Source organism: Brevibacterium sp. AGC70 (assembly GCF_057334195.1).
Map to the genome: position 1 here is coordinate 64,514 of NZ_JBHFIH010000018.1, position 15,674 is coordinate 80,187.

Genomic DNA, 15,674 nt, shown 5'->3' on the forward strand with positions numbered 1-15,674 from the left:
AATCGTCTTCCTCTTCCTCGAACCTTGCCGGCGGACACCCGCTTTCAACGCCCTCCAACTGTACCTGGATCGAGAAGCCGCAGACCCACCTCGGCGGGGATATCCGAGTGTGAGTACACGCTCACTCCGGCATGCTCACGGCACCCTCCTCAATCCCGTGAACGGCCTGCGGTCGCCACGGTCACGAGGATCGGCTTCGCCAGCTGCAATCCCGATCTGATGATGAGGATACCGAGGACCACTGACGCAACAATCGTGAGGAATGTGATCGGTTTGAGCACGAGCGCTGCCCCGGCCAAAGGCAGAACGAGAAGCAGACCGAGCCCGCCTGCCAGCAGCGACACCCAGATGACCGGTCCCAGAACTGCTCTCACCATGGCTTTGTGCATGGTCTCCGGATCCATTCCCGCGGCGTAGAGATCTTGGAATGTGTCGGCTCGATCGTAGATGTCGGCAACCTGGTTGATCAGCGCGGATACGGCGATCAACAGGATCGAGATTCCCATCACCAGCATGACTCCGGTGAAGATGTCCTGCAGCAGGAACCGGTCGGCGTCGTTCATCCGGGCGCCCGGCTCATCCCCCGCGTCGAGGCCGAGCTGCATGAGCGAGATGCCGGTTCCGCCCACTGCAGCGACGAACGCAGTCATGGCCAGCCCGGAGACTCTGCGCCAGAACCGCTTGGGTTCGTCGGAGACCAACCGCGCGGCGATGAGTCGTTCCGGAGTCTGCGCCCTATTCCCGCTCAGATAGGCAAACCACCTGATCAGAAGCCCGCCGAGGAGGTCGACGACGATCAGACCGAGGACGAAGGTTGCGATGACCGCAGAGAGGACGATTCCCAGCCCGAGCCCTCCGCTCTTCGTCAGCATCACGACAACCGGCAGGGCCAGGATCACGAGAGCCGCCAGTACCACCTGAACGACGGGGAACTTCCGTTCCAAGGCCTTGGTGCGCACACCCAGTGGTGAGATCGCGACCCTGCGCAGGCCCATCAGCGAGGCCGCGATGCACACGAGGATGAGGAACACGACCACCGAGGCCACCAGCCACGCGGGCATGACCATGTTCGCGTAACCGATGGGATGTCCCATGAAGTGGATCAGGCTCACCGGCCAGGCCAGGCCCAGGTAGCCGAGGACGCCGAGGACGATACCGCAGATCGCGGGCACCAGCGGTTCGGCCACCGCGAGAGTGACGATGGAGGAACGCCTCGCCCCGAGCAGCGACATCGTGGACAGACGCTCATCCTGTCGCCGGGCGGACAGAGTCGCCGAGGCCGACGCCAGTGTGCTCGCGGGAATCACGAGCAGGATGGTCGCCAAGCTCGCGAGGAACTTGTACATGAAGTCCATGCCAGCCATACCCGGGTCCGGGCTGGGTGGGGTCTGGAAGAACATCCAGGCTCCGGCAGCGACGGTGAGGAACAGGGAGGTACAGGCGAAGAACGCGCTCATCACCAGCAGCGAACTCGACGAGGTCAGCGTCTTGCGCCCCAGGACGAAGGGAACGACGCGGGTTGCTGTGGGCAGAACGGTGGGCATGTCGATCTCCTTCTCAGGCCGCAGCGTTCACAGCGGTCACGCTGCGCACGAGCGGACGGGTGAACTGCAGCCCCAGCCACACCATCGCCACGCCGCCGACGAGCACTGCTGCGACAACCCCAATGGTCAGCGGATCGCCGAGGTCACTGACCGAAGCCATGAGTCCGGCAAGCATTCCACCCAGCACCAGGGACACTAGGGTGACGAGGACGATGGGCGACATGACCGCGTTGACAGTGACTCGGTGCATCATCTTCTGCGTCATTCCCGCCGAGTGCAGCTCACGGTAGGTCGATGCCCGGTCGAGGATGTCTGCTGCCTGGTTGATCGTCGCGGAGATGACGATGAAGACGAAGGCGATAGCCAGGGTGAGGGTGAGTCCGGTGAAGATGTCATCGGCCATGTACTGGAAGGGGCCCATGATCGCCTTGTCTTCGGCGGTGAGATCTCCCTGATTCGCCCGCATCATCGCCGTGCCGGCACCACCGACGGCCGCGATGAAGGTGATCATCGCCAGACCTGCCACGCGACGCCAGTACTGTGCCGGTGCATCGCCGATCATCGACGCCGCGATCATCGACGTGGGTGTGCGGGCGATCCGGTGACTGAGCCAGCCGTGGATGCGCATGACGAGGACGCCGATGACGTTGATGAGCAGAAGGGCGATCCCGATCGTGATGATGCTCGCAATCGTATAGGTCATCCTCGGCTGGTCCCGATTGAGAGAGAAGACGAGGGCGCCGATCATTCCGACCACGAGCACGACCACGGAAATGATACGAGCGACGGGGAACTTCCTGGCCATGGACCTGGTGCGCACACCCAATGGTGAAATCGTGATCCTGCGCAGGCCGAGCAGTGCGGAGATGAGGCAGACGAACAGCAGTCCGATGACGACTGCGGCAAGCAGCCACGCCGGCATCATCAGTGCGGAGTACCCCAACGGTTCGCCGGTGAAGACGAGGAAGCTGAGTGGGTACGCGAGCAGGAAGTAGCCGACGATCCCGGCGATGATGCCGGTCGCGGCGGGGATGAAGGGTTCGGCGACCGCCAGCAGCCGGACAGTGCCGGGCCTCGCGCCCAGCAGGGAGAGTGTGGACAGGCGTTCATCCTGACGCCGGGCACTCAACTTCGCCGAGGCGACCCCCAAGCTGATCGCGGGAACGATGAGGAAGACCGTGGCCAAGATCGCGAGCATGCGGTAGAGGTCGGCCACCTCGGCGTATCCGGAGACATCGGGTCGGTCGTTGAACGCCCAGGCACCGCCGGCGACGGTGAGGAAGAGCGTCGAGCATGCGAAGAATGCGATGGCGACGAGCTTCGAAGTCGTCGAGGTGAAAGATTTCTTGGTCAGTACGACGGGAAGGATATTCATGGTCGGCATCACCGGTTGTTCTGAACGTACTGGCTGCTCTGCACGCGCTGGTCGTTCCCCATAGGCTGATTCGCGGAGTCGGAGACGATCCGACCGTCCGCAAGGCGGACGATGCGCGAGCAGCGAGCGGCCACCGTCTCATCGTGGGTGACCACGACCAGAGTGGATCCCCGTCCAGTCGTGGACGCCAGGAGTTCGGAGAGCACCTCGCTGGAGGTGGAGGAGTCCAGGGCGCCGGTGGGTTCGTCGGCGAAGGTGACCACGGGCTGGGTTACCTGGGCGCGGGCGATGGCCACGCGCTGAGCCTGTCCACCGGAGAGCTGTCCGATGCGTTTGTTCAGGTGCTCGGCCAGTCCCAGGCGCTGGAGCCACGCGCGGGCATGTTCGGTTGCATCGGTGCGCTTCAAGCCTGAGAGCATGGCGGCGAGCGCGACATTGTCAAGAGCGGTGAGTTCGGGCAGGAGCAGGCCCTGCTGGAACACGAAGCCGAAGACCTCGCGACGCAGCGCAGTGCGGCCCTTCTCCTTCAGCGACGTGACCTCGGCGGCAGCGCTGCGGTCTGTTGGCAGGAGGCGAATGGTGCCCTCGTCGGGGCGGATGATGCCGGCCAAGCAGTGCAGGAGGGTCGTCTTTCCGGAACCGGAGGGCCCCATGATGGCCAAAGATTCGCCGAGGCCGATGGCGAGATCGACTCCGGCGAGCGCATAGGTCTGGTTGTAGTGCTTGGTCACGTTCGATGATGAGATGATTGCGGGAAGCTGTGTGTTTGTCATGTCTCCATATTTTCGCAATCGGACTTGCCCGACTATGAAGACCTCCCACCACCTCGGCGAGGAAAACCCGACACTTGGAACAGGGGTTTTTAACCCGGTGATGACCACAGGCCATTGACATGCAAGTATCTACTTGCCTATCGTGTCTGTGTGGCCGATATCTTCAAGGCACTTGCAGACCCTACTCGGCGGACCATCCTCGATGAGCTGGTCGACCGTGACGATCAGACTCTGTTCGAAATCTGCTCGCGCCTGAGCATCAAGCATGACCTGGGCATGTCCAGGCAGGCAGTGTCCCAGCACCTCGAGGTACTGGAAGCTGCCGGGCTCATCCGCTCAAGAAGAGAAGGCAGATACAAATTCCATCGCATCGACCCGCTGCCGCTGCGGTCGATACTCAAGCGGTGGGCGATACCGCAGACGACTACACAACAACACACGACTAAGACTGAGGAGTCATCATGAAGGCACAGTGGATCAGCATTCCGGTCGACGACCAGGCTCGCGCCCTGAAGTTCTACACGGATCGGCTCGGCTTCATTCCGAAGGTCGATGTGCCGGTCGGCGAGGACTTCCGCTGGCTGACAGTCGTCTCACCAGAGGATCCCGACGGCGTAGAAGTCGTCCTCGAACCCAAGGGACACCCCGCCGCGAACGACTTCACTTCTGCGCTGAAGGCAGACGGAATACCCATCAACCAGTTCGCCGTTGAGGATGTCCAGGTCGAATACGATCGCCTGAGCAAACTCGGTGTGACCTTCATTCAGGAACCGACGACGATGGGCCCGGTCACCACAGCAGTCCTCGACGACACCGTCGGCAACCTGATCCAGCTCATTCACCAGGAAGAGGGCGAGCCCGACTTGCCGTGAGCAGGCTGGCAGATTCCGTCGAGGAGCAATCCGGTTCGCCGCTCGTAGGCCGCTCTGGAGGGGCGAACCCCGTACTTGAGTGCAAGTGAGTTGTCGACGGCCATCGCTTGAAAGTCCTCCGGCGTGACCTCTTCGGCCAGAGCGTTGGCCGCATGCCCATCCTGCACAAGCTCTTCGTGGAAGCTTCCCCCAAGGTGACAGAGTTCCATGAGTGGGCCCGAGGCAGGAAACGCCTGCAGGAGAACGTCGTTGACCGCCGGCAGTCGGTATTGAAGGTCGCGGATGGCACCGACGTAGAATCGAATCCGCTCACTGATACCGGGAACTGAGCGGGCGTCATCGATCACGGACTTCAGCTTAGTCGCGACAACCTCGTCGATGACGGAATCGATCAGTCCGATCCGCCCGCCGAACCTATTGAAGATCGTCGCCTTGCTCACCTGGGCGGTACCGGCGACGTTCTCCAGAGGTGCCGAAAGTCCCTCGACGCGAAACACCTCGATTGCGGCAGCGCGGATCCTCTCGACATTCCGGCGGGCATCCGTGCGCAACGTCGGCCCAGAATTCCTATCAGCCACCCTCAGCTCTTCCCTGTTCTCTCCATAACTTGACTCCATTGGTCACTTTACCGCAGGATGGATGTCGGCACTAAGTTGACCATCGAAGTCAACTTAAAAGGGGTGCCTCCATCAGCACCGGTCTCGGACCGGCTTCAGCGAAAGGTCGCCATCATGATCATCGTGACCGGAGCAACGGGCGCTCTCAACGGATTCACTGTGGAGCACCTCCTCCAACGGATCGCGCCGAGCGACATCGGTGTCAGCGTCCGCAATCCCGACCGCGCACAGCACCTGGCTGACCAGGGCGTTCGCGTCAGACAAGGAAGTTACGACGATCCAGATGCGCTCCGTCACTCGTTCGCCGACGCGGAGCAGGTGCTTCTCGTCTCCTCGAGTGATGTCACCGCGGACGTCATCACACAACACAGAACAGCCATCGACGCGGCAGTCGAGGCTGGAGCCCAACGAATCCTGTACACGAGCGCTCTAGGGACCAGCTTCAACTCCCCCTACCCTCCATTGGCAATCCACGCTGCCACCGAGCAGCATCTTGCCGAGTCGGGCGTTTCCTGGACGACACTGCGCAACGGATTCTACGGAGACCTGGGAGATCTGCTCGGACCATGGCAGACAACGGGCACAATCGCCAAACCAGCGGACGGCCCCTTCTCGTGGATCGACCGACGCGATGCCGGCGAAGCGGCCGCGACAATACTGACCAACGCATCGTCCCTCGACGGCCCAGTCAATCTCACACTGCCCTCGCCGGTGACTCTCGCTGACTTCGCCACACACGCCGCTGAACTATCGAGCCACCCCGTCGAACGCATCGTTGTCGAGGACGAAGAATGGATTGCGGGTGAAGTGGCCAACGGGGTGCCCGAGGCTGCCGCACGATTCACTCTGACGATGTTCCAAGCAACGCGAAGCGGCCATTTCGCGCACCCCGATCCCACCCTGTCTCGTCTCCTCGGACGGGCGCCCCGAACCATCTCCGATCAACTCAGGGAACAGATGGTGCGGACTGAGTGATCACCCACGGACCGACGTCTATCGATCAGGCACATGGGTTCTCCACTAGTTCACGACTTCACATCGAGGTCTCGTCCTTGAGCAGTTCGTCGCGGATCTCGACCTTGAGGACCTTGCCCACCTTCGACCTGGGCAGATCGCTCCAGGCATCGATGCGCTTCGGGGTCTTGATGCTGCCGATCCGAGCTTTGACGTGCACCCGCAGCTCCTCCGTCGTCACCGCACCACCTCGGCGAAGCTGAACCACGGCGGTGACCATCTCACCCCAATGCTCATCGGGCAGACCGATGACGGCGCAGTCCTGAACATCGGGGTGGGACAGCAGGGCCTGCTCCACTTCAGTGGAATAGACGTTGAACCCTCCGGTGATGATCATGTCCTTGGCACGATCGACGACATAGAGATAGTCGTCCTCATCGAGGTAGCCGATGTCGCCGGTGTGGTGCCATCCGAATCGGGTCGCCTCCTCGGTCGCTTCGGGATTCTTGTAGTAGCCGTCCATGACGAGCGATCCGCGAACGACGATCTCTCCGCGCTCCCCTCTGGACAGAATCTCGCCTTCTGGAGACATCACCTCCACAGTGCACAACGGGGTCGGTCTGCCCGCCGAGCTCAGCCGGTTTTCGGCCAGGCTCCCGTCGGGCAGGAAATGATCGCGCGGTGCCATCGTCGAAATCATCATGGGTGCCTCCGTCTGGCCGAACAGCTGCGCCATGACCGGGCCGATCCTCTCGATCGCCTCTTCCAATCGCACCGGCGACATAGGCGCTGCCCCGTACCACAGGCATTCGAGCGAACTCAGATCCGTGGTCTCCAGCCCCGCCTCGGCGAGGATCATGTACACAATCGTCGGCGGCAGGAAGGAGTGCGTGACACCATGTGCCTCAACGTTGGCCAAGAACGCTCCGACATCGGCACCGCGCATGATGACGATCTCCCCGCCAAGGGACAGGATTGGAAAGCACAGGACCCCGGCAGCGTGGGTCAGCGGCGCCATCGCCAGGTACACCGGTGTCTTTGTGAATGGATAGGACATCAAGGTCAGTGCGGTCATCGTTTCGAGATTTCGATTCGACAGCATCACTCCCTTGGGACGCCCTGTCGTACCGCCGGTGCCGACAACCATCGCCAGATCATCGACGGGCGCTCCAAAGGCCGGACGGTTCTTTCCCGAATCAAGGAACTCCTCCCAGCCGAGTGCTCCTGCGGGCTGCGCATCCAGGCAGATCCAGGTGTGCACCATGGGCAGTTCGGCACGGATGCGTTCGACAAGTTCCGCATAGGCACCCGCGTAGATCACAACTGTGCAGTCTGAGAGCTCCAGCAATTCGCGATTCTCTTCGGCCTCGTTTCGAGGATTGATCGGACACCACACGGCTCCGACCCGACTGATCCCGAAGACACAGGTGAAGGCAGTCGGGTCATTGCCGGAGATGATGGCGATCTTGTCTCCCGCCGACACCTGCTGAGCCGCGAGTCCGGCCGCGATCTCGACCGACAGCGACTGCACCTGTTCGTAGCTGAGCGTCGTCCCATCCGTGGTCAGGCATGGTGCCTGCGGATTGACGGAGGCACCCTTGTCAAGAAAGTCGGAGAGTCTCATCATCGTTCCTTCGCGTCATATCTGATCCGTGAGTCCTGGCCCGTCAGTTCTGAACCGTGAGCACCGGGTCAGCGACGAGCCCGAATTCCTTCAGCACACCAAGGAGCACTTCGTGGCCGAAGGCCTGACAGCCCGAAGCAAATCCCACCTGCCGAGGTGCCTGCTGGATCAGATGGTAGGCGAAATAGGCCTGCAGCAGTCCGGTCTGCTGATAATTGCTGTTTCCGTGGATGACGCAATGTGCCCGTCCCAATGGCCCGCTGGCGTGGACCGAGTCGAGTGACTTGTTCACCAGCGGATTCTCCCTTGGCGGCATCTCGCTCATGACTTGGGCCGCGGTCTCGGTGAGCACCTTGTCCCGCTCTTCAGCGGACATGTCCTTGGTCTGTTCGAGCGCATTGGCCACGATGACTGGGACGCCACGCATCAGAGCTGTATTGAAAACACCGCCCTGCGCCTTGACGTTGGCAACGCGTGGGTCGTTCTTGAACCAGACCGGATGACTGGTTCCGCCCCAGGGGAGGGACTGCGCCAGCTCATGCTGACCGGGAACAACGAGCGGTACCAGACCCTCATTCGGGTCGAATTCGCTGTAGGCATTTCGTTCGAGGTAGTACGCCTTCGACGTCGCAGCATTGACGAGAATCGTCTGCGTCGAGGCGATCGTCGGACTTCCGCCCCAGAAGACTGCGATGTCCAAGGTGTCGAGTCCCGGCTTCTCAAGGCACAGATTTGCCGCGATCTCTCCGATTGTGTACATCTGCGCCAGCCCCGGTGAGAGAAGGCGGTTCTTCTCAGCGAACTTCTGTCCGAACTGCTCCTCGCAGGTGATCAGCCAGTCCTGCTCTCCCGAAGTGTCGGAATAGTGCACCCCCGCGGCCAATGCTGCTTCGACGACGATGGGACCGTACTTGCTGAAGGGTCCGACGGTATTGATGACAACCTCGGCGCCGGAGAAGAGCTCCGTCAGTGCTCCGACTTCATTGTCGACGGCCTTGACCTCATAGTCGGCGGTTTCGATACCGGGAACGTTGGTGTTCATCGATTCCTGCAGGCGCTGTTCACTGCGGCCAGCAGCGATGAACGGCACTCCATATTGACGCAGATATTCGCAGACGAGTCGTCCTGTGTAGCCACTTGCCCCGTAGACGACGACGGGCTTCTTCTGTTCGGGCATGATGGTCTCCTTCTCGCGATCAATGTTTAGGTGTGGACTGTGCCCAGGCGTCTGGACTGTGTTCAGGTGTGGACTGTGCTCAAGTTCGCAGATGTTCAGTCACATGCCCATACCTCCGTCGACCTGCAGAGCAGCTCCATTGATGAATCGCGACTCGTCGGAGGCTAAGAACATGAGGGCATCCGTCATATCCTTCTCCTCGCCCAAGCGTCCCGAGGGAGTCAGATCAACAACTGCGGCGACGGCAGCCTCAGGGCTTTCGAAGAGACCGAGCTCCGCAACGTCATTGGCCAGACCTGCACCCATGGCATTGGGGACCAGGCCAGGGAAGATGCAGTTGACCCTGACCCCATACCCCAATTTCCCGCTCTCCATTGCTGCAACTCTGGTCAGACGGTCAATTGCCGACTTGGTTGCGGAATACACGGAAATCGCCGGAAATGCGATGGTCGCCGCCACGGAGGCGACGTTGATGATTGTTCCTCCGCCTTCTGCGGGCCCACCCGGTCGCATCGCACGCATTCCGTGTTTGAGGCCCAGGACCGTACCGAGAACATTGACGTCGAGCATCTTCTTGGCGTCAGCGGGATCGATATCAGTGATCAGACTGGTGATCTCCAGTCCAGCATTGTTGATCACGATGTCCAGTCCGCCCAATGCGTCGACCGTTGATTCGATCGCGGCCTGCCACGAAGCATCGTCTGTGACATCGAGCTTGACGAAGTGGCTTCCCTCGCCCAGATCCGAGGCAACGTCTGCCCCCCGTTCCTGCAGATCAGCGATGGCTACTTTTGCTCCTGCAGCAGAGAGTGCACGAGCGTATGACTCTCCAAGCCCTTGTGCTCCACCAGTGACCAGCGCCCTGTGCCCGGTCAGATCGTATGTTGACATCTTCGGCTCCTTTGCCTGCGGTTCAAACGGTGAGATAAGCGTCACATTCATTCTTGACAAGTGTCAAGACCATCCGTCCAGACCATTGATCAAGACATGGAGTGCGGCTACTATCAGGATGTGGCAACCACTCAGGCAGTGCAGAAGTCTGCTCGCAGCCGACGCGGTACGGGCACCTACGACGAACGCCGAATCAAACTCGCAGAATCCGCTCTGCGCACCCTCGGCGAGCTCGGCTATGCGCGAACGAGCCTGCGCGATATCGCGGCGAACTCCGAATTCAGCCACGGCGTGGTCCACTACTATTTCCGCGACAAGACAGAACTCATCGTCTTCTGCGTCCGTCACTACAAGACGCAGTGCATGCACCGCTACGACTCAGTGGTAGAGGAATCCACTTCGTCAGATGGGCTGCTCACCGGCTTCGCCGACAAGCTCGTACAGACCTTGACCGAAGAACCGTCCATGCATCGCCTCTGGTACGACCTTCGGTCCCAGAGCATGTTCCAGGAGGAGCTTCGTGACGATGTCCATGACATTGATCAAGGACTCGAAGACATGATCTGGCGCGTCGTCTCCCGCTACGCAGAGTTGAGCAGCACGTCTCCCATGGTCGAGTCGCGCGCCGCCTACTCGATGTTCGACGGCATCTTCGAGTCCACTCTGCGGGACTTCCTCGCCGATCGACCGGGTGCAGTCGACTGGATCAGAACACAGGTGATGACCCTGCTTCCGGAACTGTGTGCACCGGTGGAAACAACCCCGCGCTGATCAACCGACCTCTGCGGCTGTATCCCTCATCCGACAGGCCGCGATCACCCGTGCAACTGGGCCGTCCCTCACCCGGGCAGCAGCACGATGATCGTGTGGATGAGAAGTCCGACCAGGGCTCCGATCACGGTTCCGTTGATACGGATGTACTGCAGATCCCGGCCGACGTAGAGCTCGATACGCTCGGCGGCTTCCTTCGCATCCCAGCGTTCGATCGTGTCGGAGATGACGCTGGCGATCTCGGGGCCGAAGCTCTCGGCCAGATCTCCGGCCGTGGTGGCGATCCGGTCATCGATCTTGGCGGCGAACTTCGAGTCAGCCTGCAGCCGCTGGGCGAATTCTCCGATGAGTTCCGAGATGCGGCCGCGCACCTCGCCATTCGGGTCGATGATGGCTTGGCGCAGGAGCTGCTTGAGGCTGCTCCAGATCTCGAGCACGGAGTCGACGACCCCTGACTGGCTGAGCAGGTCGTTGATGATGACCTCTGCCTTCTCCGACAGCGGAGTCTCCCCATTGAGGTCGTCGGAGAGGTCGACGAGCCAGGCGTCGAGGGCCTGACGGGCCTTGTGGTATTCATTGTCGCGGACGTCGGCGACCCAACCGAGCACCTCTCGCTGCAAACGGTTCGACAGCTGCTCGTTGACGAAATCGGGGACCCAGGACGGTGCCCGGTTGTGGACGATCTCATCGATGACCTGCGGATTGTCGCTCAACCAGGAATAGGCCTCGGCGACGATGAGGTCGACAAGTTTGTGGTGCGCACCGTCGAGGACGATCTGGCGCAGCAGCTGCGCCAGCACCGGGGTCTTGCGGGTCGCGACCAGGCGCGGAATGATGACGTTCTTGGTCAGAGCCACGACGGATTCGTCGTCGATGCGCGCCAGCACATATTCGAGCCCACCGGCGGCGCGGTCGACAACGAGGTCACGGTTGGCGGATCTGCTCAGCCAAACACCGGCACGATGGGACACTTGAGCGGACCGGATCTTCGTCGACACCGCCTCGGCGTGGAGGAAGTTCGCGGCGACGAATGCGGACAGGCTCGCGCCCAGGGTGTCCTTCTTGCGCGGAATGATCGCGGTGTGCGGGATCGGCAGACCGAGCGGGTGGCGGAAGAGCGCGGTGACGGCGAACCAGTCGGCAATCGCACCGATCATCGCGGCCTCGGACGCGCGCGAGACGAAGCCCCAGACCCCGGTGTTGTCGGTGAAGATGTGGGTGATCAGGAAGATGAGGGTGGCGAGGATGAGGAGCGACAGTGCCAGTGTGCGCATCTTGCGCAGACCCCGTCCCCGCTCCTGATCTTCCGGCGTCAGTTCGCTCGGACCGCCGAAGCGCGGCACGGACGGTGCTTTTTCGATCGACATCGTTCCCCCTTGTCATCTGTCATCGACTTTAGCGAAGTCCCCGCCCAAGATGGTCATCGGCAGGCTGTGCCGAGGCTGGGAACCTGAATCACAGCCCACCCTGTTGCCGATGGCCGCATCGTGTTTGTATGGGGAGAGGCAACGTTCGACGATCTGAGGAGGATGACATGGCGGCGAACTTCTCTGGCGGCGATCACGTGGGGTGGGACTCGGAGGCCGGCGAGATCTCGGGCACGGCTCTCCACCGAATCGACAAGAAGTGATCAGTTTGCGGTTCCTCACCATCGGCCATTCGAATCGTTCCCTCTCGGAGTTCATCGACCTCCTGACCGAGAATTCCGCCGAGGTGGTCGTCGACGTCCGCAAATTGCCCGGATCGAAGAGGAACCCCCAGTTCAACGCGGATACTCTCATCGATGTCCTGGCCGAGTCGGGGGTGGAGCTGCGTCGGCTCGAAGGGCTGACCGGCAGGCGCCCTGTGAACCATGACATCGGGTTCGAGGTCAATGGGTGGTGGAAGAGCCGCAGTTTCCACAACTATGCCGATCATGCCCTGACGGAGGAATTCCGCAACGATTTCGACCAGCTGCTTGAGTGGGGCGCGAACAGCCGCAGTGTGCTGATGTGCTCGGAGGCCGTGTGGTGGCGCTGCCATCGGCGCATCATCGCCGACAACCTGCTCGCCCACGACTTTCCAGTCACCCACATCATGGGCAGGAACCAGACCACAGCCGCCGAACTGAGTACGGGAGCCGTCCTCGCCAAGACCGGAGACGTCACCTACCCGGCAGGTGGCGAGGAATGAGGTAGTAGTCTCAATTGACGAGACTTCACGATCTCACCAACATTTCGGACGTAGTGTATCGGGGTCTGGTCACCGCTGTCCCGCACGGGAGGGACCCGACCAGGTTCCGCTTCAGGCTGACCAGACGGTTCATCCCAGTACAGTCAGGAGCAGCCGTGTCCGCACTACCGGCCGAGGCCACCATTTCCGAGATCACCGATCTCATCACTTTCGACACCACGAGCCGGGACACGAATCTCCCACTCATCGACCACGTCGTCGAACGCCTCAAGGCCGCAGGCATCGAATCTCAGCTGGTGCCCAACGCCGAAGGCACCAAGGCGAACCTGCTGGCCACTCTGCCGGCCGCCGACGGTTCCACCAGCGGAGGCATCGTCCTGTCCGGGCACACCGATGTCGTACCGGTCGACGGTCAGGACTGGTCGAGCGATCCCTTCACCCCACAGGTCAGGGACGGCAAGCTCTACGCGCGCGGCAGCGCAGACATGAAATCCTTCATCGGCGTCATCCTCGCCAAACTGCCCGAGCTGGCGGCTGCGAAGCTCAAGGAGCCCATCCACCTCGCCTTCTCCTATGACGAAGAGGTCGGCTGTGTGGGCGCGATCGACCTCGTGGACACAATCACCGAGGCCGGTCTGGCGCCTCGCGGCTGCATCGTCGGTGAGCCCTCGAGCATGCGGGTCGTGCGCGGACACAAGTCGATGAACGTCTTCCGCGTCGACTTCCACGGCGTCGCGGCACATTCCTCGCTGACCCCGGAAGGCGTGAACTCGATTGCCTACGCCGCCGAATTCGTCACCTTCGTCCATGCGGTCGCCGCCGAATTCCGCGCCGAGGGACCTTTCGATGAGAACTACGTCGTGCCCTTCACCACGGTGACGGCGAATACGATCAGCGGCGGCATCGCCGTCAACACGATCCCCGCCGAGGCGAGCGTGCAGTTCGAATTCCGATCCCTGGGATCCGTCGACCGTGAGGCCCTGGTTGAACGGTTCCGCGCCGAGGCGGCCCGCCTCGAACGCCTCATGCGCGCGGAGAACAACAGCGCCCGAGTCGACTTCACCGTTGAGGCAGCCGCCCCCGGCTGCGAAACTCCGGCTGAGGCCGACATCGTCTCTCTGGCTGGTCAGTGGGGTGGAGAGATCAGCGACGACAAGGTCACCTACGGCACCGAGGCGGGTCTGTTCTCCAATGCCGGCATCCCCACTGTCGTCTGCGGCCCCGGGGACATCGCCCAGGCACACGCTCCCGATGAGTTCATCGAACTCGATCAAATCGCCGCCTGCGAAGCGTTCATCGGCAATCTGATCACCGATCTCAGCGCAGAGGGTGACCTCGGCGCAGCAGCCGACCTCAGCACAGCAGGAAAGTAGACACCATGAGCTCCTCCACCGCGAATCCGCAGCAAGAACCCGTACTCGAGGCAACTCCGGAAGGTCTCCTTGCCGCACGCAAGGCCGTCATCTCCAGCTCGATCGGTGCAGCCCTCGAATGGTTCGACATCATCGTCTTCGCGTCGTTCGCCGTCGTGATCTCGGAGATCTTCTACCCTGAGGGAGATCCGGTCTTCTCCCTCATCCTCACGTTCGCCACATTCGCGATCTCCTACCTGGTCCGCCCCATCGGTGGTCTGGTCCTGGGCCGATTCGCCGATCGGCGCGGACGTAAGCCGGCGCTGACCCTGACACTGTTCCTCATGATGCTCGGCACGCTGCTCATGGCGATTGCCCCGACCTATTCGCAGATCGGAATCTGGGGCGCGCTCATCATCCTGACTTCCCGCCTGCTGCAGGGCTTCTCCGCCGGCGGCGAGTTCGGCACGGCGACGACCTTCCTCGTTGAGACCGCACCGCACCGGAAGATGTACTACGCCTCTTGGCAGATCGCCAGCCAGGGAGCGTCGATGGCATTGGCTTCGGCCTTCGGTTTCGCCCTCAACACCTATCTCTCCGATGAGGCGCTCCATTCGTGGGGCTGGAGGGTGCCGTTCCTCATCGGGCTGCTCGTCGGACCGGTCGGGCTCTACATCCGGTCCAAACTCGACGAGACCGAGGAGTTCACGTCGAGGCCTCCGGCAAAGTCGCCCCTGCGCACGCTCTTCGCCAACCACTGGGGTCGCATCCTCGCAGCCTCCGCGTCGGTCGGTGTCGCCACGATCTCCGTGTACATGATCCTCTTCATGCCGACCTTCGCAATGTCCAACCTGGGCATCTCACCGACGGCAGCCTACCTCGGCGGCATTCTGGCCGGTCTGATCTGCCTGATCGGCTCACCGCTGGTTGGTCGCTTTGCCGATCGCGTCGGTCCCGCGCGGATCATGACCTATGCCGCGGTCGCGGCCCTGGTGCTCGCGTTGCCGCTGTTCCAGCTCATCGTCACCCAGCGCAGCGTGCCCGCGTTCATCTTCGTCATCGCCGTGCTCGGTGTGATCATGGCGTTCTACTTCGCGCCGCTGCCCGGCATGCTCTCCGTGCTGTTCCCCGCCGAGATCAGGGGCACAGGGCTGTCCACAGCCTATAACATCGGCGTGACGCTCCTCGGCGGCATCGCTCCCTTGGTGCTCACGTGGCTGCTCGATATCACCGGTTCTCTGAACTCGCCGAGCGTCTATTACATGGGAGTCGCCGTGCTCTCCCTCATCGGCCTGTTCTTCGTCCGTAGGCACTACGGCCAGCGCTGAGGCTGCACTGGCCACACGGGTGCACTCGGCATAGTCGCGCCATGCAGTGCGCCATCGGTAGTCAGGCTGCGGAACAATACACAGGTTGCAAGCCGTGTACTGTTCCGCAGCCTGAGTCGTCTTCCGGCCCGACACCATGATTGTCGACCTGAACTTCCCATAGGCGACGGAGCAACCGAGATGGCTGGGAGCATACAGAAACGTCGAGGGGACACTCTATAGAG

15 protein-coding genes are annotated in these 15,674 nt (G+C 61.8%); 7 read left to right on the top strand and 8 right to left on the bottom strand.

What is annotated here, in order from left to right; genetic code table 11:
- Window positions 1–149: 149 nt before the first annotated feature.
- From ACE03M_RS15635 to ACE03M_RS15645, 3 genes are read right to left on the bottom strand one after another with little or no spacing between them, the layout of a single operon-like run.
- Entirely contained in the window at window positions 150–1,544 is a 1,395-nt protein-coding gene (locus tag ACE03M_RS15635; RefSeq protein WP_485934954.1) for an FtsX-like permease family protein, read from the bottom strand.
- A gap of 13 nt (window positions 1,545–1,557) precedes the next feature.
- Window positions 1,558–2,928, bottom strand: coding sequence for an FtsX-like permease family protein (locus ACE03M_RS15640; RefSeq protein WP_485934956.1), 1,371 nt, complete (start codon window positions 2,926–2,928; stop codon window positions 1,558–1,560).
- Complete coding sequence (locus ACE03M_RS15645) at window positions 2,928–3,692, bottom strand: ABC transporter ATP-binding protein (RefSeq protein ID WP_485934957.1); 765 nt, start codon at window positions 3,690–3,692, stop codon at window positions 2,928–2,930. The genes ACE03M_RS15640 and ACE03M_RS15645 overlap by 1 nt, the downstream gene beginning before the upstream one ends.
- A 150-nt stretch (window positions 3,693–3,842) precedes the next feature.
- Between ACE03M_RS15645 and ACE03M_RS15650 the strand changes: the two genes are divergently transcribed.
- Window positions 3,843–4,157 (top strand): ArsR/SmtB family transcription factor, encoded by a 315-nt coding sequence (locus ACE03M_RS15650; RefSeq protein ID WP_143922718.1) that lies wholly within the window; start codon window positions 3,843–3,845, stop codon window positions 4,155–4,157.
- Window positions 4,154–4,564, top strand: coding sequence for a VOC family protein (locus tag ACE03M_RS15655; RefSeq protein WP_485934958.1), 411 nt, complete (start codon window positions 4,154–4,156; stop codon window positions 4,562–4,564). The genes ACE03M_RS15650 and ACE03M_RS15655 overlap by 4 nt, the downstream gene beginning before the upstream one ends.
- On the opposite strand, the gene ACE03M_RS15660 is transcribed toward ACE03M_RS15655, so the two are convergent.
- Window positions 4,531–5,142 (bottom strand): TetR/AcrR family transcriptional regulator, encoded by a 612-nt coding sequence (locus ACE03M_RS15660; protein WP_485934959.1) that lies wholly within the window; start codon window positions 5,140–5,142, stop codon window positions 4,531–4,533. The genes ACE03M_RS15655 and ACE03M_RS15660 overlap by 34 nt on opposite strands.
- Window positions 5,143–5,295: 153 nt before the next feature.
- Between ACE03M_RS15660 and ACE03M_RS15665 the strand changes: the two genes are divergently transcribed.
- The gene (locus ACE03M_RS15665) at window positions 5,296–6,156 is read left to right on the top strand and encodes an SDR family oxidoreductase (protein ID WP_485934960.1); all 861 of its coding nucleotides are present in this window, start codon (window positions 5,296–5,298) and stop codon (window positions 6,154–6,156) included.
- A 58-nt stretch (window positions 6,157–6,214) separates the two neighbouring features.
- Here ACE03M_RS15665 and ACE03M_RS15670 read toward each other — a convergent pair whose 3' ends face one another.
- The 3 genes from ACE03M_RS15670 to ACE03M_RS15680 all read right to left on the bottom strand — a co-directional run bounded on the left by ACE03M_RS15670 (window position 6,215) and on the right by ACE03M_RS15680 (window position 9,827).
- On the bottom strand, window positions 6,215–7,759 hold the full coding sequence (locus ACE03M_RS15670; RefSeq protein ID WP_485934962.1) for an AMP-binding protein: 1,545 nt from the start codon (window positions 7,757–7,759) through the stop codon (window positions 6,215–6,217).
- Between the two features lie 43 nt (window positions 7,760–7,802).
- Window positions 7,803–8,936, bottom strand: a complete 1,134-nt coding sequence (locus tag ACE03M_RS15675) for a DUF5938 domain-containing protein (RefSeq protein WP_143922722.1) — start codon at window positions 8,934–8,936, stop codon at window positions 7,803–7,805.
- A 99-nt stretch (window positions 8,937–9,035) separates the two neighbouring features.
- A complete protein-coding gene (locus ACE03M_RS15680; protein WP_485934963.1) occupies window positions 9,036–9,827 on the bottom strand; it encodes an SDR family NAD(P)-dependent oxidoreductase in 792 nt (263 codons plus the stop codon).
- A 120-nt stretch (window positions 9,828–9,947) separates the two neighbouring features.
- Here ACE03M_RS15680 and ACE03M_RS15685 point away from each other — a divergent pair, with 120 nt between their 5' ends.
- Window positions 9,948–10,598: a TetR/AcrR family transcriptional regulator gene (locus ACE03M_RS15685; RefSeq protein ID WP_485934965.1), complete on the top strand. Its 651-nt coding sequence runs from the start codon at window positions 9,948–9,950 to the stop codon at window positions 10,596–10,598.
- 68 nt (window positions 10,599–10,666) lie between these two features.
- Here the strand turns inward: ACE03M_RS15685 and ACE03M_RS15690 are convergent, their stop codons facing one another.
- Window positions 10,667–11,965: a DUF445 domain-containing protein gene (locus ACE03M_RS15690; RefSeq protein ID WP_485934966.1), complete on the bottom strand. Its 1,299-nt coding sequence runs from the start codon at window positions 11,963–11,965 to the stop codon at window positions 10,667–10,669.
- 259 nt (window positions 11,966–12,224) lie between these two features.
- Between ACE03M_RS15690 and ACE03M_RS15695 the strand changes: the two genes are divergently transcribed.
- The 3 genes from ACE03M_RS15695 (at window position 12,225) to ACE03M_RS15705 (ending at window position 15,450) form a co-directional block, all read left to right on the top strand.
- Window positions 12,225–12,770, top strand: coding sequence for a DUF488 domain-containing protein (locus tag ACE03M_RS15695; RefSeq protein WP_485934967.1), 546 nt, complete (start codon window positions 12,225–12,227; stop codon window positions 12,768–12,770).
- Window positions 12,771–12,925: 155 nt separating this feature from the next.
- Window positions 12,926–14,143: an acetylornithine deacetylase gene (argE, locus tag ACE03M_RS15700; protein ID WP_485934968.1), complete on the top strand. Its 1,218-nt coding sequence runs from the start codon at window positions 12,926–12,928 to the stop codon at window positions 14,141–14,143.
- Window positions 14,144–14,148: 5 nt separating this feature from the next.
- Window positions 14,149–15,450: an MFS transporter gene (locus ACE03M_RS15705; RefSeq protein WP_485934970.1), complete on the top strand. Its 1,302-nt coding sequence runs from the start codon at window positions 14,149–14,151 to the stop codon at window positions 15,448–15,450.
- The last annotated feature ends 224 nt before the right edge of the window (window positions 15,451–15,674 follow it).